This is a genomic window from Hydrogenophaga sp. (genome assembly GCF_025699295.1).
GTDB lineage: Bacteria > Pseudomonadota > Gammaproteobacteria > Burkholderiales > Burkholderiaceae_C > Hydrogenophaga.
This window is the reverse complement of the sequence record NZ_JAILWB010000020.1, coordinates 76,002-100,430: the sequence shown is the minus strand read 5'-3', so window position 1 is coordinate 100,430 and position 24,429 is coordinate 76,002. Positions and strand designations below refer to the sequence as shown.

The 24,429-nt window shown below is 68.7% G+C and carries 14 protein-coding genes; 3 read left to right on the top strand and 11 right to left on the bottom strand.

Translation table 11 applies throughout. The annotated features are described in order from the left end of the window. The 4 genes from K5880_RS19360 to purL form a co-directional block, all read right to left on the bottom strand. On the bottom strand, positions 1-850 hold an 850-nt coding region (locus K5880_RS19360), incomplete at its 3' end, for a toll/interleukin-1 receptor domain-containing protein (RefSeq protein ID WP_297656219.1). 114 nt (positions 851-964) lie between these two features. Beyond that, positions 965-1,936, bottom strand: coding sequence for a DUF808 domain-containing protein (locus tag K5880_RS19355; protein ID WP_297656217.1), 972 nt, complete (start codon positions 1,934-1,936; stop codon positions 965-967). Between the two features lie 74 nt (positions 1,937-2,010). Further along, on the bottom strand, positions 2,011-2,283 hold the full coding sequence (locus K5880_RS19350) for a DUF2164 domain-containing protein (RefSeq protein WP_297656215.1): 273 nt from the start codon (positions 2,281-2,283) through the stop codon (positions 2,011-2,013). 22 nt (positions 2,284-2,305) lie between these two features. Next, positions 2,306-6,487 carry a phosphoribosylformylglycinamidine synthase gene (gene purL, locus K5880_RS19345; protein ID WP_297656212.1) on the bottom strand — a complete coding sequence of 1,394 codons (4,182 nt, stop codon included), beginning with the start codon at positions 6,485-6,487 and terminating at the stop codon, positions 2,306-2,308. 135 nt (positions 6,488-6,622) lie between these two features. On the opposite strand from purL, the gene map reads away from it, so the two are divergent. Both map and K5880_RS19335 read left to right on the top strand, forming a co-directional pair. Next, the gene (gene map / locus K5880_RS19340; protein WP_297656208.1) at positions 6,623-7,456 is read left to right on the top strand and encodes a type I methionyl aminopeptidase; all 834 of its coding nucleotides are present in this window, start codon (positions 6,623-6,625) and stop codon (positions 7,454-7,456) included. A gap of 4 nt (positions 7,457-7,460) precedes the next feature. After that, on the top strand, positions 7,461-10,175 hold the full coding sequence (locus K5880_RS19335) for a [protein-PII] uridylyltransferase (protein WP_297656230.1): 2,715 nt from the start codon (positions 7,461-7,463) through the stop codon (positions 10,173-10,175). 83 nt (positions 10,176-10,258) lie between these two features. Here the strand turns inward: K5880_RS19335 and K5880_RS19330 are convergent, their stop codons facing one another. The 7 genes from K5880_RS19330 to smc form a co-directional block, all read right to left on the bottom strand. Next, complete coding sequence (locus K5880_RS19330) at positions 10,259-13,414, bottom strand: efflux RND transporter permease subunit (protein ID WP_297656205.1); 3,156 nt, start codon at positions 13,412-13,414, stop codon at positions 10,259-10,261. A gap of 10 nt (positions 13,415-13,424) precedes the next feature. Next, the gene (locus K5880_RS19325; protein WP_297656202.1) at positions 13,425-14,543 is read right to left on the bottom strand and encodes an efflux RND transporter periplasmic adaptor subunit; all 1,119 of its coding nucleotides are present in this window, start codon (positions 14,541-14,543) and stop codon (positions 13,425-13,427) included. Next, entirely contained in the window at positions 14,540-15,961 is a 1,422-nt protein-coding gene (locus K5880_RS19320; RefSeq protein WP_297656199.1) for an efflux transporter outer membrane subunit, read from the bottom strand. Before K5880_RS19320 ends, K5880_RS19325 begins: the two co-directional genes overlap by 4 nt. 131 nt (positions 15,962-16,092) lie before the next feature. After that, entirely contained in the window at positions 16,093-16,632 is a 540-nt protein-coding gene (def, locus tag K5880_RS19315; RefSeq protein WP_297656196.1) for a peptide deformylase, read from the bottom strand. After that, a complete protein-coding gene (gene ligA / locus K5880_RS19310) occupies positions 16,629-18,722 on the bottom strand; it encodes an NAD-dependent DNA ligase LigA (RefSeq protein ID WP_297656193.1) in 2,094 nt (697 codons plus the stop codon). The genes def and ligA overlap by 4 nt, the downstream gene beginning before the upstream one ends. Next, positions 18,722-19,864 (bottom strand): cell division protein ZipA C-terminal FtsZ-binding domain-containing protein, encoded by a 1,143-nt coding sequence (locus K5880_RS19305; RefSeq protein ID WP_297656191.1) that lies wholly within the window; start codon positions 19,862-19,864, stop codon positions 18,722-18,724. The genes ligA and K5880_RS19305 overlap by 1 nt, the downstream gene beginning before the upstream one ends. 20 nt (positions 19,865-19,884) lie before the next feature. Further along, positions 19,885-23,403, bottom strand: coding sequence for a chromosome segregation protein SMC (gene smc, locus K5880_RS19300; protein ID WP_297656188.1), 3,519 nt, complete (start codon positions 23,401-23,403; stop codon positions 19,885-19,887). Positions 23,404-23,655: 252 nt separating this feature from the next. Here smc and K5880_RS19295 point away from each other — a divergent pair, with 252 nt between their 5' ends. Then, positions 23,656-24,426 (top strand): MHYT domain-containing protein, encoded by a 771-nt coding sequence (locus tag K5880_RS19295; protein WP_297656185.1) that lies wholly within the window; start codon positions 23,656-23,658, stop codon positions 24,424-24,426. Positions 24,427-24,429: the final 3 nt, after the last annotated feature.

Sequence of the window (24,429 nt, the reverse complement as noted above, 5' to 3'; positions counted from 1 at the left end):
GTGCAGGTGCAGGTGCAGGTGCAGGTGCAGGTGCAGGTGCAGGTGCAGGTGCAGGAGCAGGAGCAGGAGCAGGAGCAGGTGCAGGTGCAGGTGCAGGTGCAGGCGCCTGAGGGCGTGAGGCCGTGACGGGCGGCGCCGCCGCGGCTGTGACCGCCGCCGGGTCCGAGGCGGCGCTGTCCGGCGGTGCCTCTGCCGTGAGCAAGGTTTCGCGCGTGGCCCGAGCAGACCGGTCGTCGCCACCACGCCCGGCCACCAGCCACCAGCCGGCGCCCAGCACGCACAGGGCGGCGCCCGCCAGGGTGGCCGGGCGCCGCCAGCGCTTCCACACACCGGGTCCGCCATCGGGTAATCCGGTCGGGCCGGGCCATGGCGGTGCCACGGCAGTGCCGCTGGACAGGATGCTTTCGAGCGCCTGGATCAGTTGCGCGGTGGTTGCCTCCCACTGCTTGTGGCTGATCTCGATGGCCTGGCGGCGCGCCAGGGGTTTGAGGTCTTCGGGGAGTTCTTCGGCGCGCGGCATCAGGGCGCCACCCACGAGCACCGGCACCACGCGAATGCCACGCTGCAACGCGGTGACGGTTTCCAGCCGGATGAAGTCGTGCGGGTCGTCGAGACGACGCCGACCGGCGGCATCGGTGGTCGACAGCCACTCGTCACCGATGATGACGACGAGCACGCGGCAGGAGCCCACCGCTTCTTCGATCGCGGTGACGAAATCGGTCCCGAGCTCGATGCCCTCGACGTCCATGAAGACGCGGTGGGAGCCGAAGTGGGGAACGAGGCGGTCATACAGGCGCCCGGCGTAGCCCGCCGAATCGTCGCGCCGGTAGCTGATGAAGATGCCATCCATGCGGCCAGACCCCCTTCACGCCACCACCGCATGGGCCCATGCGGCGTGGCCGGGCCATTCTACGGCGCGCTCCCCCGCAAGGCACCACCCCCATCGCCGGGAGGGTCCGGGCAATCAGTGTGGCGCCGGCTGGCCGCGCAGGCGCGAGATCAGACCCAGGGCAAGCAGCACCACACCACCGGCCACCAGGCCCGCGATGGCCCCGGCGAGGCTGGAGAGCACCGGGCCGATCCAGCCCATGGTGGCCACAAACGCTTCAACGCCATGGCCGAGCGCGGGCACACCGTGCAGCAGGATGCCTCCACCGACGAGGAACATGGCGGCCGTGCCCACCACCGACAGCGTCTTCATGAGCCAGGGGGCTGCGGTCAGGATGCCGCGCCCGAGGGCCTTCTTCCAGGCCGCTGTCTGCTGGTCGAGATGCAGGCCCAGGTCGTCGAGCTTCACGATGCCGGCCACCAGGCCGTAGACGCCCACCGTCATGATCAGCGAGATGCCCACCAGCACGGCCACGCGCAGGCCCATGCTGGCCGCGGCCACCGTGCCCAGCGTGATCACGATGATCTCGGCCGAGAGGATGAAATCGGTGCGCACGGCACCCTTGATCTTGTCCTTCTCGAACGCGACGAGATCAACGTTCTCGTCGGCCACCGCCGCGACGAGTTCCTGGTGGTGTGCCGCGTCCTGTGATGTGCGTGGGCCAAAGGCATGCCAGAGCTTCTCGGCTCCCTCGAAGCACAGGAACAGGCCACCCAGCATCAGCAGCGGCGTGATCGCCCAGGGCGCAAATGCGCTGATCACCAGCGCGGTGGGCACGAGGATGGCCTTGTTGAGCATCGACCCCTTGGCGACTGCCCACACCACGGGCAGCTCGCGATCGGCCTTCACGCCCGTGACCTGCTGCGCGTTGAGCGCAAGGTCGTCGCCCAGCACGCCGGCGGTCTTCTTCGCGGCCAGCTGGGTCATCCCGGCCACGTCGTCCGCGACGGCCACGCTCTTGCGCGCGGCGACCTTGGTCATCACGGCGACGTCGTCGAGCAGCGTGGCAATGTCGTCGATCAGGGCAAGCAGGCTGGTTCCGGCCATGGCGCGAATCCTTCGGGTCGGGTCCGGTCAGGCCTTGGGCCGGACTGGCGAAAACAAGGGGGGAATCGTTCGGTTCAGGGCTTCCTGCCGCCTTTGTCGTAACGGCGCCAGTAGGTGAATGCCTCTTCATGCACCTCGATGTCGAGCTCGGAGATGCGCATCTGCAGTCGTTCCTGCACGTCGGTCACGGCCTGGTTGTAGATCACCGGACCGATCTCTTCCAGAAAGAAGCCCAGCAGGCCACCGGCCGCGATGTTGCCGATGCGATCCTCCATGTGCGCTTCGAAATAGCGCTGGATCGAGGCGATGGCCTCGGCGCGCGCGTCCTTCGGAATTTCGATGGTCATCTGCACACGCTCCTTGGCGAACTCAGCCCACCCACCGGCGCGCATTGCGCCAGATCTGCATCCAGGCGCTGAAGGCGGCCGTGTCCTGGTCGGTCCAGCTCATCTGGATGTTGCGGAACACGCGCTCGGGGTGCGGCATCATGGCCGTGAAGCGGCCGTCGGCCGTGGTCACCGCCGTGAGGCCGCCCGGGCTGCCGTTGGGGTTGAACGGGTAGACCTCGGTGGCAGCACCCGTGTTGTCGGTGAAACGCATCGCGGCGATGGCCTTCGATGCATCTCCACGGTGGTGGAAGTTGGCGTAGCCCTCGCCGTGCGCGACCGCGATCGGCAAGCGGCTGCCGGCCATGCCTTGCAGGAACAGGCTCGGCGATTCGAGCACTTCCACCATCGACAGGCGCGCCTCGAAGCGCTCGCTCCGGTTGGTGGTGAAGCGCGGCCAGGCCTCGGCACCGGGGATGATGTCGGCCAGCTCGGCGAACATCTGGCAGCCGTTGCACACGCCCAGGCCGAAGGTGTCGGTGCGCGCGAAGAAGCCCTGGAACTGGGCCGACAGCGCGGGGTTGAAGGTGATGCTGCGCGCCCAGCCGATGCCCGCGCCGAGCGTGTCGCCGTAGCTGAAGCCGCCGCAGGCGACCACGCCCTGGAAGTCGGCCAGCTTCGCGCGGCCGCTCTGCAGGTCGGTCATGTGCACGTCGAAGGCCTCGAAGCCGGCCTGGGTGAAGGCGTAGGCCATCTCCACGTGCGAGTTCACGCCCTGCTCGCGCAGGATGGCGACCTTGGGGCGGGTGAGCAAAAGTCCCGTTCGGGCAGAGCTTGTCGAAGCCGCCGACTTCGGATCGTCCTGAGCTTGTCGAAGGGCAGGCTCAGGGCGAACGGCTGTTTCTGCACCCGGATCGAAGGTCAGATGCACATGCAGGCCAGGGTCTTCCGGTCGACCGGCAGCCGCGTGTTCGGCGTCGGCGCAGGCCGGGTTGTCGCGCTGCTGGTTGATCTTCCAGCTCACGCTGTCCCAGACCTGGTGGAGATCGAACAGGCTGGCGGAGAACACGGCCTTCGTGTCGCGCCAGACCTGCAGCTGGCCCTTGCCCGCGTCCATGGCCGAAGACGCTGGCCGGGTCTTGCCGACGAAGTGGCTGTGTTTGCTCAGGCCGTGCTCGCGCAGGGTCTGCATCACCGCGTTGCGGTCTTCCGTGCGCACCTGCAGCAGCACGCCCAGCTCTTCGCTGAACAGGGCCTTGAGCGTGAGTTCTTCGCGCCGCGCGCTGACCTGGCCGGCCCAGTTCTTGGCATCGCCCATCTCGGCGCGGCTGTCGCTGATGCCGTCGCCCTCGGTGACCAGCAGGTCCACGTTCAGCGCCACGCCCACGTGGCCGGCAAAGGCCATCTCGGCCGCCGCGGCCAGCAGGCCGCCGTCGCTGCGGTCGTGGTAGGCCAGGATCTGGCCCTGCGCGCGCAGCGTGTTCACCGCGTTCACCAGGTTGACCAGGTCCGTGGCGTCGTCGAGATCCGGCGCCTCGCCCCCGCCCTGCCCCAGCACCTGGGCCAGCACGCTGCCGCCCATGCGGTGGCGGCCCTTGCCCAGGTCGATCAGCACGAGCGTGGTGTCTTCCAGCGCATTGTTCAACTGCGGCGTGAGCGTGCCGCGCACGTCGGCCAGCGTGGCGAAGGCGCTCACGATCAGGCTTACCGGCGAGGTGACCTTCTTCGTCTCGCCGCCTTCGCTCCACTGCGTGCGCATGGACAGGCTGTCCTTGCCCACGGGGATGGAAATACCCAGCGCCGGGCAGAGCTCCATGCCCACGGCCTTCACGGTCTCGTACAGCGCGGCGTCTTCGCCGGGCTCGCCGCAGGCGGCCATCCAGTTGGCGGAGAGCTTCACGCGCGGCAACTCGATGGGCGCGGCCAGCAGGTTGGTGATGGCTTCGGCCACGGCCATGCGGCCCGAGGCAGCGGCGTCGAGCGCGGCCAGCGGCGTGCGCTCGCCCATGCTCATGGCCTCGCCCGCGAAGCCCTTGAAGTCGGCGAGCGTGACGGCGCAGTCGGCCACCGGCACCTGCCAGGGGCCGACCATCTGGTCGCGGTGCGAGAGGCCACCCACGGTGCGGTCGCCGATGGTGATGAGGAAGCGCTTGGACGCCACGGTGGGGTGGCTCAGCACGTCGATCACCGCTTTCTGCAGGTCCACGCCGGTGAAGTCCAGCGGCCCCGGCGTGCGCGCCACGGTTTTCACGTCGCGGTGCATCTTGGGGGGTTTGCCGAGCAGCACGTTCATCGGCATGTCGACGGGACTCTGACTCCCTCCCCCGCTGGGGGAGGGTTGGGGTGGGGGCACGTCCGAAGTGATCTTGTCGGAATGCGTGCCCCCATCCCTGCCTTCCCCCAGCGGGGGAAGGGGCAAGTCCACCTCGCCGAGGACGAGCTGGCGCTCTTCCGTGGCCACACCGATCACGGCAAACGGGCAGCGTTCGCGCTCGCAGAAGGCCTTGAAGACCTCCAGCGATTCGGGCGCGATCGCCAGCACGTAGCGCTCCTGGCTTTCGTTGCACCAGATCTCCTTCGGCGCCAGGCCGCTTTCCTCCAGCGGCACGGCGCGCAGGTCAAAGCGCGCACCGCGACCGGCGTCGTTGGTGAGCTCGGGGAAGGCGTTCGAGAGGCCGCCCGCGCCCACGTCGTGGATCGCCAGGATGGGGTTGTGCGCGCCCTGCTGCCAGCAGTGGTTGATGACCTCCTGCGCGCGGCGCTCGATCTCGGGGTTGCCGCGCTGCACGGAATCGAAGTCGAGCGAGGCGGCGTTGGTGCCGCTGGCCATGGAACTGGCCGCGCTGCCGCCCATGCCGATCTTCATGCCCGGACCGCCGAGCTGGATCAGCAGCGAACCGGCGGGGAATTCGATCTTCTTCGTCTGGGCCGCGTCGATCACGCCGACACCGCCGGCGATCATGATGGGCTTGTGGTAACCGCGCTGCACGCCGTCCACCGGCAGCTCGTACTCGCGGAAGTAACCCAGCAGGTTGGGCCGGCCGAATTCGTTGTTGAAGGCCGCGCCACCCAGCGGGCCCTCGGTCATGATCTGCAGTGGGCTGGCGATGTGTTCTGGCTTGCCCCCCGGCTGGTCCGACAGACCGCCCCAGAGCTTGCCGACGGTGAAGCCGGTGAGGCCGGCCTTCGGCTTCGAGCCACGGCCGGTGGCGCCCTCGTCGCGGATCTCGCCGCCCGCGCCGGTGGAGGCACCTGGGAACGGCGAGATGGCGGTCGGGTGGTTGTGCGTCTCCACCTTCATCAGCACATGGTGGGTCGCCGTTTCCGCCGCGTAGGCAGGCGATGCGTCGCCGCCCGCGCGCGCCACGAAACGTTCGACCAAGCTGCCTTCCATGATGGAGGCGTTGTCCGAGTACGCCACCACGGTGTGCTGGGGCGCGAGCTGGTGGGTGTGGCGGATCATGCCGAACAGGCTCTTGTCCTGCGCCACGCCGTCGATGGTGAATTGCGCGTTGAAGATCTTGTGGCGGCAGTGTTCGCTGTTGGCCTGCGCGAACATCATGAGTTCGACATCGGTCGGGTTGCGTTTCAAGCCGTTGAACGCATGGACCAGGTAGTCGATCTCGTCCTCGGCCAGGGCCAGGCCCCAGTCGGCGTTGGCGCGCTCCAGCGCGGAACGACCACCGCCGAGCACGTCCACCTGCTCCATGGGCGCGGGGTGCAGTTCGGTGAACAGGGCCTGGGCCTGCGCACGCTCGAGCGAGACGTTTTCCGTCATGCGGTCGTGCAGCAGCTCGGCCACGGCGCGCAGTTGCTCCGGCGCCAGGCTGGCCTTTTTCCCCAGCAGGCCGGTCTTGAGGCCAACGCGGAATTCGACCAGCCGCTCCACCCGGTGCAGGGCCAGGCCGCAGTTGTGGGCGATGTCGGTGGCCTTGGAGGCCCAGGGCGAGACCGTGCCCAGGCGCGGCATCACGAGCAGCATCGGGGCGCCGGCCGTTTCCATTTGACGGTGTGCCACCGTGGCCGGCTCGCCATACGTCAGCAGTTCGCCCACGCGCTGCAGGGTGGAGGCATCGGGTTCGCCGTCGAAGCCCGCGAGGTGCACGAAGCGGGCCGAGAGGCCGGTGATCTTGTCGGAGATGCCCGCGAGACGGGGCAGGAGCTGCTGGACTTTGAAGTCGCTGACGGCGTTGCCGCCTTCAAAAAAGCGCAGGTGCAGGGACACGTTGGGAGCCTGAGGTGCGTTGACCCGGCGGACCGGACCGACCGGGTGGAAAACCCGGAATTTTACCCGCGCAGCCTCATGGCCTTGGCCCATCGGAGCACCGCGCGGCGGGGCCGGATGGGATAATCGCGCCCCATGAGCATCACCTACAAGGACGCAGCCGGCATCGCGGGCATGCGCACGGCCTGCCGCCTCGCATCCGAAGTGCTGGATTACCTCACGCCGCTGATCCAGCCCGGCGTCACCACGCTCGAGATCGACCGCCTGGCGGCCGAATACATGAAGCAGCAGGGCACGGTCTCGGCCACCATCGGCTACCAGCCCAGCGGCTACCCGCCCTACCCCGGTCACCTGTGCACCTCCATCAACCAGGTGGTGTGCCATGGCATCCCGAACGAGAAGGCGCTCAAGAAGGGCGACATCCTCAACGTCGACGTGACCGTCATCACCCCCGAGGGCTGGTACGGCGACAACAGCCGCATGTACCTGATTGGCGGCGAGGCGGCCTGCTCCGTGCAGGCGCGCCGCCTGTGCCAGGTGACCTTCGAGGCCATGTGGAAAGGCATCGTGATGGTGCGCCCCGGCATCCGGCTGGGCGACATCGGCCACGCCATCCAGACCTATGCCGAGGGCAATGGCTTCTCGGTGGTGCGCGAGTTCTGCGGCCACGGGATCGGCCAGCGCTTCCATGAAGACCCGCAGGTGCTGCACTACGGTCGCCCGGGCACGCTGGAAGAACTCAGGCCCGGCATGACGTTCACCATCGAACCCATGATCAACGCCGGCAAGCGCGACATCAAGGAAATGGGCGATGGCTGGACCATCGTCACACGCGACCGCTCGCTCTCGGCGCAGTGGGAGCACACCGTGCTGGTGACCGAGACGGGCTACGAGGTGCTCACGCTCTCCGCCGGCAGCCCCGCCGCGCCGGCCTTCGTGACGCCACCGCCGGCAGCCGCCCTTGCCTGAGGCCATGGCGCTGGCGCCGGCGGCCGCCGTGCCCGACTTCGGCACCCTGCGGCAGCAGTACCGCAACGACAAGGCCGCGCTGCTGGCCCAGCTCGGCGTGCAGGGCTCGTCCACCCGGGGCGTGCGCAAGGCCCTGCAACAGCTGTCCAGGCTGACAGACCAGACCCTGCGTGAACTCTGGTCGCTCACCGGGCTCGGCCCGGGTTTTTCGCTGGTCGCCGTCGGGGGCTTCGGCCGTGGCGAACTGTTTCCGTTCTCCGACATCGATGTGCTGGTGCTGCTGCCCGATGGCAGCCAGCCCGACCAGGACGCGGCGCTCAAGGCCCGGCTGGAGTCCTTCATCGGCGCCTGCTGGGACGTGGGACTGGAAATCGGTTCGAGCGTGCGCACGATCGCTGACTGCGTCGAAGAGGCCTTCAGGGACGTGACGGTCCAGACCTCGCTGCTCGAATGCCGGCTCATCTGCGGCAGCAAGAACGCCTTCGCCAGCCTGGTGGGGCAACTCGCGCAGGCCATGGATCCCAAGGCGTTCTTCGTGGCCAAGACGCTGGAGATGCGCCAGCGCCACCACAAGTTCGAGAACACGCCCTACTCGCTGGAGCCCAACTGCAAGGAGTCGCCCGGCGGGCTGCGCGACCTGCAGATCATCCTGTGGGTGGCCAAGGCCGCCGGACTGGGGCGCAGCTGGGACGAACTTGCCCGCAAGGGCCTGGCCACGCCGCTCGAAGCGCGCCAGATCAAGGCCAACGAGGCCTTGCTGAGCCTGATCCGCGCACGCCTGCACCTGCTGGCCCACCGGCGGGAAGACCGGCTGGTGTTCGACCTGCAGACCTCGGTGGCCGAATCCTTCGGCTACAAGGCGCAGGTGCCGGCCGTCACCACGCCCATCGCGCCGGGCGAGCACGGTGCACCCAACGCGCGCGGCATCCGTCGCGCCAGCGAAGCGCTCATGAAGCGCTACTACTGGGCCGCCAAGGCGGTCACCCAGCTCAACCAGATCCTGCTGCTCAACATCCAGGAGCGGCTGCAGAGCGACGTGGCCGGCGTGGACCGCCTGCGCCCGCTCAACGAGCGCTTCTTCGACAAGGGCGGCATGCTCGAGGTGGCGAGCGACAACCTGTACGTGCAGCACCCGCACGCGATCCTGGAGACCTTCCACCTCTACCAGACCACGGTAGGCATCAAGGGCCTGTCGGCGCGCACGCTGCGCGCGCTCTACAACGCACGCCCGGTGATGAACGCGCGCTTCCGCACCGACCCGGTCAACCGCGCGCGCTTCCTGCAGATCCTCCAGGAACCCGAAGGCATCACGCATGCCATGCGCCTGATGAACCAGACCTCGGTGCTCGGGCGCTATCTCTGGGTGTTCCGCCACATCGTCGGCCAGATGCAGCACGACCTGTTCCACGTCTACACGGTGGACCAGCACATCCTGATGGTGTTGCGCAACATGCGCCGCTTCTTCATCGCCGAACACTCGCACGAATACCCGTTCTGCTCGCAGCTGGCCGCCGGCTGGGACAAGCCCTGGATCCTCTACATCGCGGCGATCTTCCACGACATCGCCAAGGGCCGCGGCGGAGACCATTCCGACCTGGGCGCGCGCGACGTGCGCACCTTCTGCCACCAGCACGGAATCGAGCGCGAGGACACGAAGCTGATCCAGTTCCTCGTGGCCGAGCACCTCACCATGAGCCGCATGGCGCAGAAGGAGGACCTGAGCGACCCCGACGTGATCGCCGCCTTTGCCCGCCGCGTGGGCAACGAGCGTTACCTCACCGCGCTGTACCTGCTCACCGTGGCCGACATCCGCGGCACCAGCCCCAAGGTGTGGAACGCCTGGAAGGGCAAGCTGCTGGAGGACCTGTACCGCTACACGCTGCGCGCGCTGGGCGGCCGCGCGCCGGACCCGGGCGCCGTGATCGAAGGGCGCAAGCGCGAGGCGCTGTCCATGCTGGCGCTGCACGCCCTGCCCCACATGGCGCACAAGGCACTGTGGGACACGCTCGATGTGAGCTACTTCATGCGCCACCAGGCCGACGAGATCGCCTGGCACACGCGCGTGCTCTCGCGCCAGATCGCGCGCCAGGCCAGCGCGAAGCCTGCGGACAAGGCCGATGGCGGGACCCCTGTGGCTGAGAAGTGCATCGTGCGCGCGCGCATCTCGCCCGACGTCGAGGGCCTGCAGGTGCTGGTCTACGCCAGCGACCAGAGCGACCTGTTCGCCCGCATCTGCGGCTATTTCGACAGCTCGCACTTCAGCATCCTTGACGCGCGCGTGCACACCACCCGCACCGGCCACGCTCTGGACACCTTCCAGGTGGTGGCGCCCGACATGTCGGAGCACTACCGCGAGCTCATCGCGATGGTGGAAAACAACCTCGCCCGCACCATCGACGAACGCGGCCCGCTACCCGCCCCGACCAAGGGGCGGCTGTCGCGCCGCGTCAGGAGCTTTCCGGTGACGCCGCGCGTGGACCTGCGGCCCGACGACAAGGCCCAGCGCTGGCTGCTGTCGGTCTCGGCGAGCGACCGCGCCGGCCTGCTCTACGGCATCACGCGCGTGCTCGCGCGCAACGACATCAGCGTGCAACTGGCCAAGATCACCACGCTGGGCGAGCGGGTGGAGGACACCTTCCTCATCAGCGGGCCGCAGCTGCAGATGAACAAGCGGCAGATCGAGATCGAGACGGAGTTGCTGGAGACGCTGGAGGGCTGAGGCTTTCCTCCGGCTTTCCTTGGTTGATCCGGTCACCGGCGGCCGCGGAGCAGAGCGCACCGCGTCCGCGAGCCCACCCACCCCTACGCGCGAATGGCTTCAGACGTGTGGGAAGCCACCGGCTTGCGGCGAAAGAGGCGCCCGAACCAGATCGACACATCGTCCACCAGCGTGAACACCGCCGGGATCACCAGCAGGCTCAGGAAGGTGGACGTGATCAGGCCACCGATCACCGCCACCGCCATCGGCGAGCGGAAGCTGCTGTCGGCCGCGCCCCAGCCAATGGCGATCGGCAGCATGCCCGCGCCCATGGCGATGGTGGTCATCACGATCGGGCGCGCGCGCTTGTGGCAGGCGTCCAGGATGGCATCCAGCCGGTTCATGCCATGTTCGCGCCGCGCCTCGATCGCGTACTCCACCAGCAGAATCGAGTTCTTCGTCGCCACGCCCATGAGCATGATCAGGCCGATCAGCGAGGGCATGGAGAAACTCTTCTGCGCGATCAGCAGCGCCACGAAGGCGCCACCCAGCGACAGCGGCAGCGCGGCCAGGATGGTGAACGGGTGCAGGAAGGCCTTGAACAGCAGCACCAGCACGATGTAGATGCACAGCACGCCGGTCAGCATGGCCAGCCCGAAGCTGGCGAACAGCTCGCCCTGCACCTCGGCGTCGCCGATCTCCAGCACCGACACACCCGGTGGCAGGTTGCGCAGGCTGGGCAGCTTCTCCACTGCGGTCTTCATGTCGCCCAGCGCGATGCCCGCCAGCTCGACCTCGAAGTTGATGTTGCGCGCGCGGTCGTAGCGGTCGATCACGGCCGGGCCGCCGCCAAAGCTCAGCGTGGCCACCTGCCCCAGCATCACCGGGCCCTTGCTGCCGGGCACGGCCAGGCGTTCCAGCGTGGACAGGTCGTGGCGCGCGGCGGCATCGAGCTTGACGACGATGGGAATCTGCCGCTGCGGCAGGTTCATCTTGGGCAGGGCGTTGTCGTAGTCGCCCACGGTGGCGATGCGCAAGGTCTCGGCGATGGCGCTGCTGGTCACGCCCATCTCGGCCGCGCGCGCCAGGTCGGGCACGACGCTGATCTCGGTGCGCACCAGCGCCGCCGTGGACTGGATGCTGCCCACGCCGGCAATGGTGCGCAGGTCGCGTTCGACCGCCATGGCCGCGCTCTGCATCGAGGCCGCGTCGTTGCCGGTGAGCGTCAGGATGTACTTCTCCCCCGAGCCGCCCAGGCCGACCTTGCTGCGCACGCCGGGCAGGTTGGACATGGCCTCGCGCAGCTGGTTCTCGATGCCCTGCTTGCGCGGACGCTCGCTGCGCGGATCGAGCTGGATCGTCAGCGCCGCCTTGCGCGACTCGGCAGCGCCTTGCGGTGCGAATGGATCGGAACCGGCCGTTCCCGACCCGATCGTGGTGTAGACCGACTTCACGTGCGGCACCGCCGCCACCAGCTGGCGCGCGCGCTCGGCGGTGGCGATGGTCTGCTCCAGCGTGGCGCCTGGCGGCAGTTCGATGTAGACCTGCGTCTGCGAGTTGTCGTCGGCCGGGATGAAGCCCTGCGGCAGCAGCGGGATCAGCATCAGCGAGCCGAAGAAGAACAGCCCGGCGCCGATCATGGTGATCCAGCGGTGGCGGATGCACCACGCGGCCCAGCCCTGATAGGTATTGAGCCAGGCCGGCTCGTCCTGGTTGTGCATCCACTTCCAGATGGCGGCGGTCACGCGGTTGCGGCGCGCCCACTGCGGCATGTCCTTGGCCGTCACGATCGGCCTGAGCAGGTAGGCCGCCATCATGGGTGTGAGGGCGCGCGCCACCACCAGCGAGGCGAACACGGCGAACGAGGCCGTCCAGCCGAACTGCTTGAAGAACTTGCCCGGAATGCCGGCCATGAAGGCGGTGGGCAGGAACACCGCGATCAGGGTGAAGGTGGTGGCGATCACGGCCAGGCCGATCTCGTCGGCCGCCTCCATGGACGCCTGGTACGGCGTCTTGCCCATGCGCATGTGGCGCACGATGTTCTCCACCTCGACGATGGCGTCGTCCACCAGAATGCCGATCACCAGCGAGAGCGCCAGCAGCGTCACCACGTTGATGGTGAAGCCCATGTAGTGCATGCCGATGAAGGCCGGGATGGCGGAGAGCGGCAGTGCCACGGCCGAGACCACGGTGGCGCGGAAGTCGCGCAGGAACAGCCAGACCACCAGCACGGCGAGCATGGCGCCTTCATAGAGCAGCTTCATGGAGCCGTCGAACTCCTCCTCCACCGGGGTGACGAAGTCGAACGACTCGGTGATGCGCAGGTCGGGCCTTGCATCCTGGAGTTCCTTGAGCCGGGCGCGCACACCGTCGCCGACCTCGATCTCGCTGGCGCCGCGGCTGCGCGCCACCTCGAAACCCACCACCGGCTTGCCATCGAGGAAAGCCGCCGCCGTGGGCTCGGCGACCGTGTCCTTGATCTCGGCGATCTGGTCCAGGCGGATGCGGCGGCCATCGGAGAGCGAGAGTTCGAGCCGCGAGATGGCCTCGGCCGACTGCAACGACGACAGCGTGCGCAGCGGCTGCTGGCTGCCGCCCAGGTCGACGCGCCCGCCGGCGCTCTCGATCTGCACCTTGGCCAGCTGGCGCGAGATGTCGGCCGCGGTGGTGCCCAGGGCCTGCAGCTTGAGCGGGTCCAGCAGCACCTGCACCTCGCGGTCCACCCCGCCCACGCGGTTGACAGCGCCGACGCCGCGCACCGACAGCAGCAGCTTGGCCACGTCGTTGTCGACGAACCAGGACAGGGCCTCGGCATCCATCCTGTCGGACGCCACCGTATAGGCCAGCACCGCGCCACCGGCAAGTTCGATCTTGTTGATGATGGGTTCGCGCAGGTCGGTCGGCAGGTCGCCGCGCACCTTGGCCACGGCCGAGCGCACGTCGTCCAGCGCTTCCTGCGTGTTCTTCTCGATGATGAACTCGGCCGTGATCGAGACGGTGCCGTCCTGCACCTTGGTGTAGATGTGCTTGAGCCCCTGCAGCGAGGCCAGGCCGTTCTCGATGATGCGGGCGACGTCGTTTTCCAGCTGGTTCGGCGAAGCGCCGGGCAGCGTGGCCAGCACGGTGATGTTGGGCACGTCCAGGTCAGGGAAGTTCTGCACCTTCATCTGCTTGAACGAGAACAGGCCCGCCAGCGTCAGCATGACGAACAGCATCGCCGCCGGAATCGGGTTGCGGATGGACCAGGCAGAGACGTTCATGCGGGCGCCCTCACTGAACCACCTTGACCAGGTCGCCTTCATTCAGGAAACCGGCCCCCTGCACCGCCACCGCCTCGTCGGCCTTGAGGCCTTCGAGGATCTCGACGCGCTCGCCCACCCGGCGCCCGGTCTGCACCTTGCGCTGGCCGGCCTTGTTCTGCGGATCGATCACGAAGACGTAGTTGCTGCCGTCGCGCACCACGATGGACTCGCTGGCCACGGTAAGCGCCTCGCTCTGGCCCAGGTCGAAGCTGCCCTTGGCAAAGGTGCCGGCCTTCAGGTCGGCATGGCGCGGCAGGTCGACGAAGACCAGGATGTTGCGGGTCTGCGGGTCAGCGCTGGGTGCGATCGCTCGCACCTTCCCCGCGATCTCCAGGCCCGTGGCCGCGGTGACGTTCACCGTCTGCCCCACGCGGATGCGCCCGACCTCGCTGGGCGTGACCTCGCCGCGCCACTCCATGCGGCTCTGGCGGACCAGCCGGAACAGCTCCTGGCCCGCCCCCACCACAGCCCCCACGGTGGCCATGCGCGCAGAGATCACGCCGTCGTCCGGCGCAAGCACCCGGGTGTTGCCCAGGCGCACCTCGGTCGCGGCGAAGGCGGCCTTGGCGGCCTCGAACTGCGCGTGCGCCACCTTCTCCTGCGTCAGGTACTGGGCCACCTGCGACTTCGAGAGCGCGCCGCTGTCCTGGATCGAGCGAGCGCGCTCGGCATCGGCCCGGGCGTTCTCGTAGCTGGCCTCGGCCTGCATCAGGCTGGCGCGGCTTTGCAGGCTGTCGGCCCGGGTGGTCTCGCTGGCGAACACGGCCAGCACCTGGCCCTTGCGCACCACGTCGCCCACGTTGACATTGACCGATGCGAGCCGCAGCCCGTTGACCTCGGCCCCTACGCTGGCCTCCTGCCAGGCGCTGATGTCGCCGTTGGCCTGCAGCCGGATCGGCAGTTGCCCCTGCGCGGGCCGCGCCACGGTGACGGTGAGCGAGGGGCGCGGCGCGGCTTCGGCGGGTGGCGCTTCGTCCTGCGGCTGGCCGAGGACGAGCCCGAACACTACAAGAAGGACCGCGGCCAGCGCGAGGGCCAGCCAGATCCAGCGCTTGCGCCGGGGCGTTTGTGAAGGAGTGGCGTTCATGACGGGTCTTTGAGGGCGTTGGGGTTGTCCACGGGGTCGAAGCCGCCGCCGAGGGCGACGTAGAGCTGGATCCAGGCGTTGATGCGCTCCTGCTGCAGCGCAACCGCACTGCTGTCGGCGTTGAGCTTGAGGCGGCGCGCCTCTTCCAGTTCGTTCAGGCTGGCCAGGCCCACGCGGTAGCGCGCCTCGGTGCCTTGCAGCGACTGGTCGTAGCCAGCCACCGCGGCGTCGGTGGTGGCCACCCGCTCGCGCAGGCTGGCCAGCGTCACCAGCGCCTGCTCGACCTCGGCCACGGTCTGGCGCACCGTGCCGGCATAGGCGAGGCTCGCGGCCTGGTAGCGGGCCTGGGCGCTGTCGGCGCTGGCGCGCAGGCTGTCGCGCCCGAGCAGCGGCAGGCTCAGGCTGACGGGTCCGATCGACCAGGTGTTGAAGGATCCATCAAGGCCGCCGCCCGAGAACCGGTTGCGCAGCACGCTGCCCTGCAGCGTGAGGCCCGGCAGCAGGGCTGCGCGCGCCACGCCCACGTCCTCACTGGCCGCCACCAGTTCGCGCTGCGCGCGGTAGACGTCGGGCCGCTGGCGGATGACCTCGGCCGGAACCGCGTTCACCGAGAGCAGGGTTTCGAGCCGCTCGGTGCGCGGCAGGCCCGGCGCAGCGGCCAGTTGCTGGCGCAGGGCCGGCTCGGCCACCCCGGTGAGTGCCGCGAGCGACTTCACCTGCCGCTCGCACTGCCCGTCCTGCTGGCGGTACCGCGCCGCGCTCTCCGCGCTGCTCGCACGTGCGAGCGCGGCCACCGCCGGAGCGGTGAGCCCGGCCCGCTCGGACACCGCGTTGTTCTCGGCCGTCACGGCACGCGAGTCGCGGTCGCGCGCGGCCACCGCCAGCTGTTCGCGGCACAGCCGCTGCGCAAAGTACAGCTGCGCAGTTTCGGAGGCCACCAGCACGCGGGCCTCGTGCCAGCCGGCGCTTGCCGCGTCCTGCTGCGCCTGCGCGCTGCCCAGGCGCGCGTCGCGCTCGCCCCAGAGGGCGACCGCCCAGGAGGCCTGCAGGCCGGCGCTGAGCGTGGTGCCCAGGGGTGTGGTCGGGTCGGTCACGCCGCGGCTGGCGCGCGCGACGGCGTCCACCTGCGGGCCCGTGCGCGCCGCCTCGCCCAGGCGCGCCGCGCGGGCCGCGAACACCTGCGCGCGGGCCGACGCCACGTTCGGGCTCAGCGCCTGCGCGCGCGCAATCCAGTCGGTGAGCACCGGGTCGTCGAACCGGCTCCACCAGTCGGTCAGTTGTTGCGAGCTGCCCTGGTGCGCCAGTGGAGGGGCGTACCACTGGGTGGGCAGGTTCACGGCCACCTCCGCCGGTGGCCTGGTGACGCTGCACGCGCTGAGCAAGGCAGCGCTGGCCACCACGGCAAGCATTCTCTTCATGGAATCGGGAATCCCTGTTCGTTTGTTTTCCGGGGATCGACTCTAGACGATTTCCCCGATCGAACATTTCAATACGTTTCAACGAAACGGCGTTTTGTAACAGCCGTTCGCACACCTTCCCGGCGCGGATTTCAGTCGTCTTCGGCCGCGGCCACGCCGGGGAACAGCACCTCGGTGAAACCGAAGCGGCGGAAGTCGCGCACCCGCATCGGGTACAGCGTGCCCCAGAGGTGGTCGCACTCGTGCTGCACCACGCGGGCGTGAAAGCCCTCGGCCTCGCGGTCGATGGCGCGGCCCTGCACTTCGAAGCCCTGGTAACGGATGCGCCGCCAGCGCGGCACCACACCCCGCATGCCAGGCACCGAGAGGCAACCCTCCCAGTCCTCTTCCTCCTCGTCACCCAACGGCGTGATGACGGGGTTGATCAACACGGTGCGCGGCACCGGTGGCGCATCCGGGTAGCGCGGGTTGGGCAGGCCGCTGCCGAAGATCACCACCTGCAGGTCCACCCCGATCTGCGGCGCGGCCAGGCCGGCACCGCTGGCGGCTGCCATCGTCTCCTGCAGGTCCGCCACGAGCTGGTGCAGCTCGGGCGTGTCGAAGGCGGTGACGGGCTGGGCGTGGCGCAGCAGGCGCGGGTCGCCCATCTTGAGGATGGTGTGGATGGTCATGCGGTCACCGGGTTTTCGGGTGGCGGTGTTTTCAGCAAGTCCAGCATGCCAGCTTCGTCCAGCACCGCCACACCCAGGGCCTGCGCCTTCTCCAGCTTGCTGCCGGCTTCGGCACCGGCCACCACGTAGTCGGTCTTCTTGCTGACGGAGCCGGCCACCTTGGCGCCGGCGGCTTCGAGCAGGTCCCTGGCCTGGTCGCGACTGAGTGTGGGGAAGGTGCCGGTGAGCACGAAGGTCTTGCCGGCCAGCGGCTGCGGTGCGCGCTCGGCCGGCTCGCCCTCCTGCCAGGTCAGGCCGCAGGCGCGCAGTTGCTCCACCACTTCGCGGTTGTGCGGCTGCCCGAAGAAGGTGTGGATGCTCTGCGCCACCACGGGGCCCACGTCGTCGACCTCCAGCAACTGCTCCACGCTGGCGTCCATGATGCGGTTGAGCTGGCCGAAGTGGCGCGCCAGTTCCTTGGCGGTGGCCTCGCCGACGTGGCGGATGCCCAGGCCAAACAGGAAGCGTGGCAGGGTGGTGTACTTGGACTTCTCCAGCGCGGCCACGATGTTCTGCGCCGACTTGTCGGCCATGCGGTCCAGGGTCGCGAACGCGGTCAAGCCCAGGCGATACAGGTCGGGCAGGGTCTTGACCACGCCGGCATCCACCAGTTGCTCGACCAGCTTGTCACCCAGGCCCTCGATCTCCACGGCGCGGCGCTGCGCGAAATGCAGGATGGCCTGCTTGCGCTGCGCGCCACAGAACAGGCCGCCACTGCAGCGGAAATCCACCTCGCCCTCCTCGCGCACCGCTTCGCTGCCGCACACCGGGCAGGTGCGCGGCATGGTGAAAGGCACAGGCTCGCCCACGCGCTTGTCCACGAGCACGGAGACGACCTCGGGGATCACGTCGCCCGCGCGGCGCACGATCACCGTGTCGCCCACGCGCACGTCCTTCCGGCGGGCCTCGTCCTCGTTGTGCAGGGTGGCGTTGGTGACGGTCACGCCGCCGACGAACACCGGCGCAAGCTTGGCCACCGGCGTGAGCTTGCCGGTGCGGCCCACCTGCACGTCGATCGCCAGCACGGTGGTGAGCTGTTCCTGCGCCGGGTACTTGTGCGCCACCGCCCATCGCGGCTCGCGCGTGACGAAGCCGAGCTGCTTCTGCAGCGCAAGCGCGTTGACCTTGTAGACCACCCCGTCGATGTCGTAGGGCAACCGGTCGCGATCGGCACCGATGCGCTGGTGAAAGGCCACCAGCGCGTCCGCGCCGCTGGCCAGCGTGGTCTGCTCGGCCACGGGAAAGCCCCAGGCCTTCAGGCGCATGAGCCATTCGTATTGCGTGGCCGGTGGCGCATCATCGCCCTGCACCTCACCCCAACTGTAGGCAAAGAAACTCAACGGGCGTTGCGCGGCGATCCGGGAATCGAGCTGGCGCACCGCGCCGGCAGCGGCATTGCGGGGGTTCACGAAGGTCTTCTCGCCCTTGGCACCGGCGGCGATCTTCGCGCGCTGCTTCTCGTTGAGCGCCTCGAACTGGTCGCGACGCATGTAGACCTCGCCGCGCACCTCCAGCACCGGTGGCGCGTCGGCGGGCAGGCGCAACGGCACCTGCGCAATGGTGCGGACGTTGGTGGTGACGTCCTCGCCCACCTCGCCATCACCGCGCGTGGCGGCCTGCACCAGCACGCCGTCCTCGTAGCGCAGGCTCATGGCCAGGCCGTCGAACTTGAGTTCGGCCACGTAGTCCACGGGCGGATCGGACTCGCTCAAGCCGAGCGCGCGGCGCACCCGGGCGTCGAAGTTGCGCGCGCCGCTGGGTTCGGTGTCGGTCTCGGTGTTGATCGAGAGCATGGGCACGGCGTGGCGCACCGGCGTGAACATGTCCAGCACGCGCCCGCCCACGCGCTGCGTGGGCGAATCCGGCGTCAGCAGTTCGGGGTGCGCGGCTTCGATCGCCTGCAGTTCGCGAAACAGCCGGTCGTACTCGGCGTCGGGAATCTCCGGCTCGTCCAGGGTGTAGTAGCGGTGGGCGTGGTGGTGCAGTTGCGCGCGCAGATCGGCGGCGCGCGCGGCCGGCGAAGGCGGCTCGGCGAACAGGTCGTCGGTCATCAGGAAAAGAGTCTGCGTGCCTGGGGCGAACCCGCAGACAGGTCGCGGCTGTCCAGCGCGTCGTACAGGCTTTCGAGGTCGGCGCCGATGTGGTCCATGGCGGCCACGGACAGCGGCTGGCCACCGTCGTCGGTGACCATGCCCTCCATGGCCTCCGCCAGCGCAGTGGCTGCCTGGCGCATGCGCGAAAAAGGCTGTTCGCCGCGAGGCACGTGGGTGACTTCCAGCGACAGCGCGATCTCGCGCAGCGCACTTTGCTCGGGGTCTTCGGCCATCGCTGCCTGGGGGTCGAACACCAGACTGAGGATGGGCGCTTGCCCGCTGTGGCTGCCCGAGAGCACCATGCGCCCGGGCAGCGCACCGGCCACGAAGCCGAGCCGGGCCGCGTGTTGCGCCACGTAGCCTGGGCTCCAGGCCGCGCGGCGCGCGCGCAGCGTGAAGCCGAGCTGGGCGTCGTGCCCACTGGCAAAGGCGTCGAGTTCGCGCGCACGGGCGACCTCGGCGCGCATGTCGGGGAAATCCGGTGTGGCGCCAACCGCATCGGCGAAGGCCTGCACCTTCACCACGAACTCGGAGAACTCGATGTCGTTGAGAGCGCCCGAGCGGTTGGCCAGTTGCACACCGGCTTGCAGGGCGCGGTAGCGCTGGCCCGTGCGCGGGCTTTCCCACTCGCCCGTGGCCGCGCTCTGGCCTTCCACCGCGAACGGCTTGCTGCCCACGCGCCGCGTGCCGGGCAGCGCGGCCAGCAGCGCGTCGCCCGAGACCTCGTGTTCGAGCATCAACGGCGTGATCACGTCGATCAGCGCATCCAGCCCGGGGCGCTTCTCCGGCGGCTGGCCCATGGTCGGGTTGATGCTGACCGCGGCGGCAGCGGCGGCCAACTCGGCCGGGTCGTTCGCGGCGGGTGCGCCGGGCATGTCGCCCAGCACGGGATCGATGCGCTGGATTTCGTGCTCGGCCAGGTCGGCGGGTGTGTACGGCAGGGTTTCGTCGCCGTCGCGGTCAGCCCTTGCATCGCCAGCGCCGCCGCGCTCGCGCACGGTGCGCGGCGCGCTCTGGTTGGTGACCCAGGCGTTGTAGGCCACCACGCCCGCCAGCACGAGCCCCCCGATGATGGCCAGACCGATCTGCAGTGTGCTCATGGTGCGGTAGAGGTTCGATCTCAGGTGGGTTCGAGCATGCCGGCGGCCGATTCCATGTCCACCGCCACGATGCGCGAGACGCCCTGCTCCTGCATCGTCACACCGATCAGCTGCTCGGCCATTTCCATGGCGATCTTGTTGTGGCTGATGAAGAGGAACTGGGTCTCCCGGGCCATCGCGGTCACCAGTTTCGCATAGCGCTCGGTGTTCGCGTCGTCCAGCGGCGCATCCACCTCGTCGAGCAGGCAGAACGGCGCCGGATTGAGCTGGAAGATGGCAAACACCAGCGCAATCGCGGTCAGCGCTTTTTCGCCGCCCGAGAGCAGATGGATGGTCTGGTTCTTCTTGCCGGGCGGCTGCGCCATGACCTGCACGCCGGCATCGAGGATTTCCTCGCCGGTCATCACCAGGCGCGCGTTACCGCCGCCAAACAGCTCGGGGAACATGCGGCCGAAATGCGTGTTGACGGTCTCGAAGGTGCTGCCCAGCAGCTCGCGCGTTTCGTTGTCGATCTTCCTGATCGCGTCTTCCAGGGTGTTCATGGCCTCGACCAGGTCGGCCGACTGCGAGTCCAGGAAGGTCTTGCGCTCGCGCGCGGCGGTGAGTTCGTCCAGCGCGGCCAGGTTGACCGCGCCCAGCGACTGGATCTCGCGGTGCAGGCGGTCGATCTCGCCTTGCAGGCCGGCCAGGCGCACATTGCCCTCGGTGATGCTCTGCGAGACAGCGGCCAGGTCGGCCTGCGCCTCTTCCAGCAACTGGCTGTACTGCTCCACGCCCAGGCGCGCGGCCTGTTCCTTGAGCTGGAAATCGGTGATGCGGTTGCGCAGCGGCTCGAGTTCGCGTTCGAGCTGCAGGCGGCGCTCGTCGCTAGCGCGCAGCTTGGCGGTGAGTTCGTCGTACTGGCTGCGCAGCGCGCCCAGCGCCTGCTCGCGCTCGAGCTTGACGGCCAGGGCATTCTGCAGCCCGGCCTGGGCGGCCGCGTCGTTGAGGCGGCCCAGTTCGTCGCTGGCGCGCTGCTGTTCCTCGGCAAGCGATTTTTCCTGCGTGGCAGCTGTTTCCATCGCGCGCTGCAGCTCGCTCTGGCGCGCCTGCAGGCTGCGCAGCGCGAACACCGCTTCCTGCGCGGTGCGTTCCAGCGTGCGCTGCTGTTCGCGCGCCTGGTTCAGTGCGCGTTCGGCCTCGATCACCTTGTCATCGAGTTGCGCGTGGCGCTCCTGGCTGTCGGCCAGCTGCATGTCGAGCTCTTCGAAGCGGGCCTCTGCGGTCACGCGGCGCTCCTGCAGCTCTTCCAGTTGCGCGTCGACTTCTGCCAGATCGGCGCCGATCTGCTCGCTGCGCGCGCGGGTCTGCTCGGCCTGTTGCGTCAGACGCAATGCCTCGACCTGCAACTCGTGCGCGCGGCCGCGCGATTCGGCGGCCTCGCGGCGCGCACTCACCAGGCGCTGGGAGGCGTCGGTGTAGGCGGCCTCGGCGCGGATGAGCGCAGAGCGTGCCTGTTCGGCGATCAGCACCTGACCTTTGAGCTGCTTGTCGATGTTCTCGATTTCCTGCGCCCGCGCCAGCAGGCCGGCCTGTTCGCTGTCGGGCGCGTAGAAGCTCACGCTGTGGGCGGTGACGGCGTGGCCGCTCGCCACGAAGATCACCTCGCCCGGCTGCAGCCGGTCGCGCTGGGCCAGCGCCTCTTCCAGGCTCGGTGCGGTCAGGCAACCATGCAGCCATTCGGCCAGCAGCGACTGCTGGGCGGCATCGTTCAGGCGCAACCACTGCACCAGAGGTTTGAGACCGGTGGCAGGGGTGCTTGCAGGCGCGCCGGCGGGCGGGCTGTAGAAAGCCAGTTTGGCGGGCGGCGCGTCATTGCCGAAGGCGCGCACCAGGTCCAGGCGGGAGACTTCCAGCGCACCCAGGCGTTCGCGCAGCGCGGCCTCGAGAGCGTTTTCCCAGCCGGGCTCGATGTGGATGCGGCTCCACAGGCCCTGCAGACCCTCCAGCCCGTGTCTGGCAAGCCAGGGCTTGAGCTTGCCGTCGGTCCTGACCTTCTCCTGCAGTGCCTTCAGCGCTTCCATGCGGGCCGAGAGGTCGGCCTGCTTCGCCGATTCCTGGTTCACCGTCTGCTGCGCTGCGCGGCGCGACTCGTCGAGCTGGGGCACGCTGTCCTGCAACTCATGAAGCACGGCGTCGTGCATCTCGGCGGCTTCCTGCGCGCTGGCGAGCTGGGTCTGCGCATGCTGCACGCGCGCCTCATCGGGCGCGGCCAGGGCGTTGCGGTCGGTTGTCAGGCGCTCACGGCGCTGGTTGAGCGCGCGGCTCTGTTCTTCCACATTGCGCTGCTCGGCGGCCAGCACCTGGATCTGCTGCTGCACCTGCGTCACGCTGCCGCGCTGCTCGTTGGCGCGCGCCTGTGCCTGGCGCAGGCTGTCTTCCAGCGCGGGCAGAGTGCCAGACTGTTCCTCGCCCTGCGCGGCAAGCACAACCGACTGGTCCTCGGCCTGCGCCATCGATTCGGCCAGTTGCTCCAGCTCGACCGCCGCGTCCTGGCTGCGCGTTCCCCAGGACGCCAGCTGTTCCTTGAGCTGCACCAGCCGCTGCTCGACACGCTGGCGACCTTCCACCACGAAGCGGATCTCCGCCTCGAGTTTGCCGACTTCGGCGCTGGCCTCGTACAGCTTGCCCTGAGCCTGGTTGACCTGGTCACCCGCCGCGTAGTGCGCCTGGCGGATCGTCTCCAGGTCGGCCTCGACGCGGCGCAGATCAGCCGTGCGCGATTCGAGGTCGTTCACCGCCTGCGCGGCGTCGTTCTTCACCTTCACCTGATCGGATTCGGCCTCGCTGCGCTTGAGGAACCAGAGCTGCTGCTGCTTGAGGGTGGCGCTGGCCTGCAGGGTGTTGTAGTGCGCGGCCACCTCGGCCTGCCTCTCGAGCTTGTCGAGGTTGGCGTTGAGCTCGCGCAGGATGTCTTCGACCCGCGTGAGGTTCTCGCGCGTGTCGGCCAGGCGGTGCGCCGTTTCACGGCGGCGTTCCTTGTACTTGGACACACCCGCGGCCTCTTCCAGGAACAGCCGCAACTCCTCGGGCTTGCTCTCGATGATGCGGCTGATGGTGCCCTGGCCGATGATGGCGTAGGCGCGCGGGCCCAGGCCGGTGCCAAGGAACACATCCTGCACGTCGCGGCGGCGCACCGGCTGGTTGTTGATGTAGTAGCTGCTGGTGCCGTCGCGCGTGAGCACGCGCTTGACGGCGATCTCGCCGAACTGGCCCCACTGGCCTCCGGCGCGGTGGTCGCTGTTGTCGAACACCAGTTCGACACTGGAGCGGCTGGCCGGTTTGCGCGTGTTGGTGCCGTTGAAGATCACGTCCTGCATGGACTCGCCACGCAGCTCGGACGCCTTGGACTCGCCCAGCACCCAGCGCACGGCGTCCATGATGTTCGACTTGCCACAGCCATTGGGGCCGACCACACCGACGAGCTGGCCCGGCAGCATGAAGTTGGTCGGTTCGGCGAAAGACTTGAAGCCGGAGAGCTTGATCGAGTTGAGACGCACGGCGTTCCGATGACGGTCAGGTGAAGCGAGCGCGGCGGCGCGCGGGAGCGACCGGAAATCATAACTGCCGGGGTCCGGGGGTCCGGGGCCCACGTGAAGCGCATCACGCCATCGCCGGATTTGCCGACCAGGCGGTCAAAAACAGTACCCCGTAGGGCAATCATTCGGGTTTTCACCTACAGAATGCGGTCTTTCGGGCTGGGCGGCCACCAGCCACGCAATGCCTTTGGACCAAGACCAGAAAGTAATCGCATGAACTCCCCAGTCACCACCACCTTCGATCCGGCCCTCGTGGCCCTGTCCTTCCTGTTCGCCGTCATTGGCTCGCTGATCGCTCTCACCGCAGCTTCTCGCATCAAGGCGGGTCGCACGCGTCCTGGACTCTCCAGCGCTCTCACCATCGGCGTGGCGCTGGGAGGCATCGGGGTGTGGTCCATGCACTTCATCGGCATGCTGGCGCTGAAGATGGATGTCGGCAGCAGCTACTCGATGACGGAGACCATGCTCTCGCTGGTGGTGGTGGTGGTGGCGGCATCGCTGGCCGTGAGCCACGCCGCCCAGCGGCCCGAGAGCCTGCCGCGCCTCCTGGGCTGCGGCTTTGCGCTGGGCATGAGCGTCGTCGTGATGCACTACCTCGGCATGTTCGGCCTGAAGATCTACGGCTTCATTGCCTGGAACCTCGACATTGTTGCGCTGTCGATGCTGATCGCCGTCGTGGCGGCCACGGCCGCCCTGTGGCTGGCCCTGAACACGTCGACGCTGACGCGACGTGTGCTGGCTTCGCTGGTGATGGGCGTGGCGGTGTGTGCCATGCACTACACCGGCATGGCTGCCGCCGAGTTCATCTGCACCACCGACAGCCGCACCGCCATTCCCCAGGGCGTCGGGTATATCAGCGCCTTCAGCCTGCCCACGCTGGTGATCGTCACCACGGTGCTGATGATCCTGATGCTGTCGTTCGAGCTGTTCATGCAGAACCTGCGCACCAAGCCTGCGACAGCGCTGGCGCCACGCGCCCGGTAAGCG

Coding starts and splice junctions, on each gene's coding strand:
- K5880_RS19335 (WP_297656230.1), top strand. CDS start 7,461: ATGGCGCTGGCGCCGGCGGCCGCCGTGCCCGACTTCGGCACCCTGCGG.
- def (WP_297656196.1), bottom strand. CDS start 16,632: ATGACCATCCACACCATCCTCAAGATGGGCGACCCGCGCCTGCTGCGC.
- K5880_RS19295 (WP_297656185.1), top strand. CDS start 23,656: ATGAACTCCCCAGTCACCACCACCTTCGATCCGGCCCTCGTGGCCCTG.
- map (WP_297656208.1), top strand. CDS start 6,623: ATGAGCATCACCTACAAGGACGCAGCCGGCATCGCGGGCATGCGCACG.
- K5880_RS19350 (WP_297656215.1), bottom strand. CDS start 2,283: ATGACCATCGAAATTCCGAAGGACGCGCGCGCCGAGGCCATCGCCTCG.
- K5880_RS19355 (WP_297656217.1), bottom strand. CDS start 1,936: ATGGCCGGAACCAGCCTGCTTGCCCTGATCGACGACATTGCCACGCTG.
- K5880_RS19325 (WP_297656202.1), bottom strand. CDS start 14,543: ATGAACGCCACTCCTTCACAAACGCCCCGGCGCAAGCGCTGGATCTGG.
- K5880_RS19330 (WP_297656205.1), bottom strand. CDS start 13,414: ATGAACGTCTCTGCCTGGTCCATCCGCAACCCGATTCCGGCGGCGATG.
- K5880_RS19320 (WP_297656199.1), bottom strand. CDS start 15,961: ATGAAGAGAATGCTTGCCGTGGTGGCCAGCGCTGCCTTGCTCAGCGCG.
- K5880_RS19305 (WP_297656191.1), bottom strand. CDS start 19,864: ATGAGCACACTGCAGATCGGTCTGGCCATCATCGGGGGGCTCGTGCTG.
- ligA (WP_297656193.1), bottom strand. CDS start 18,722: ATGACCGACGACCTGTTCGCCGAGCCGCCTTCGCCGGCCGCGCGCGCC.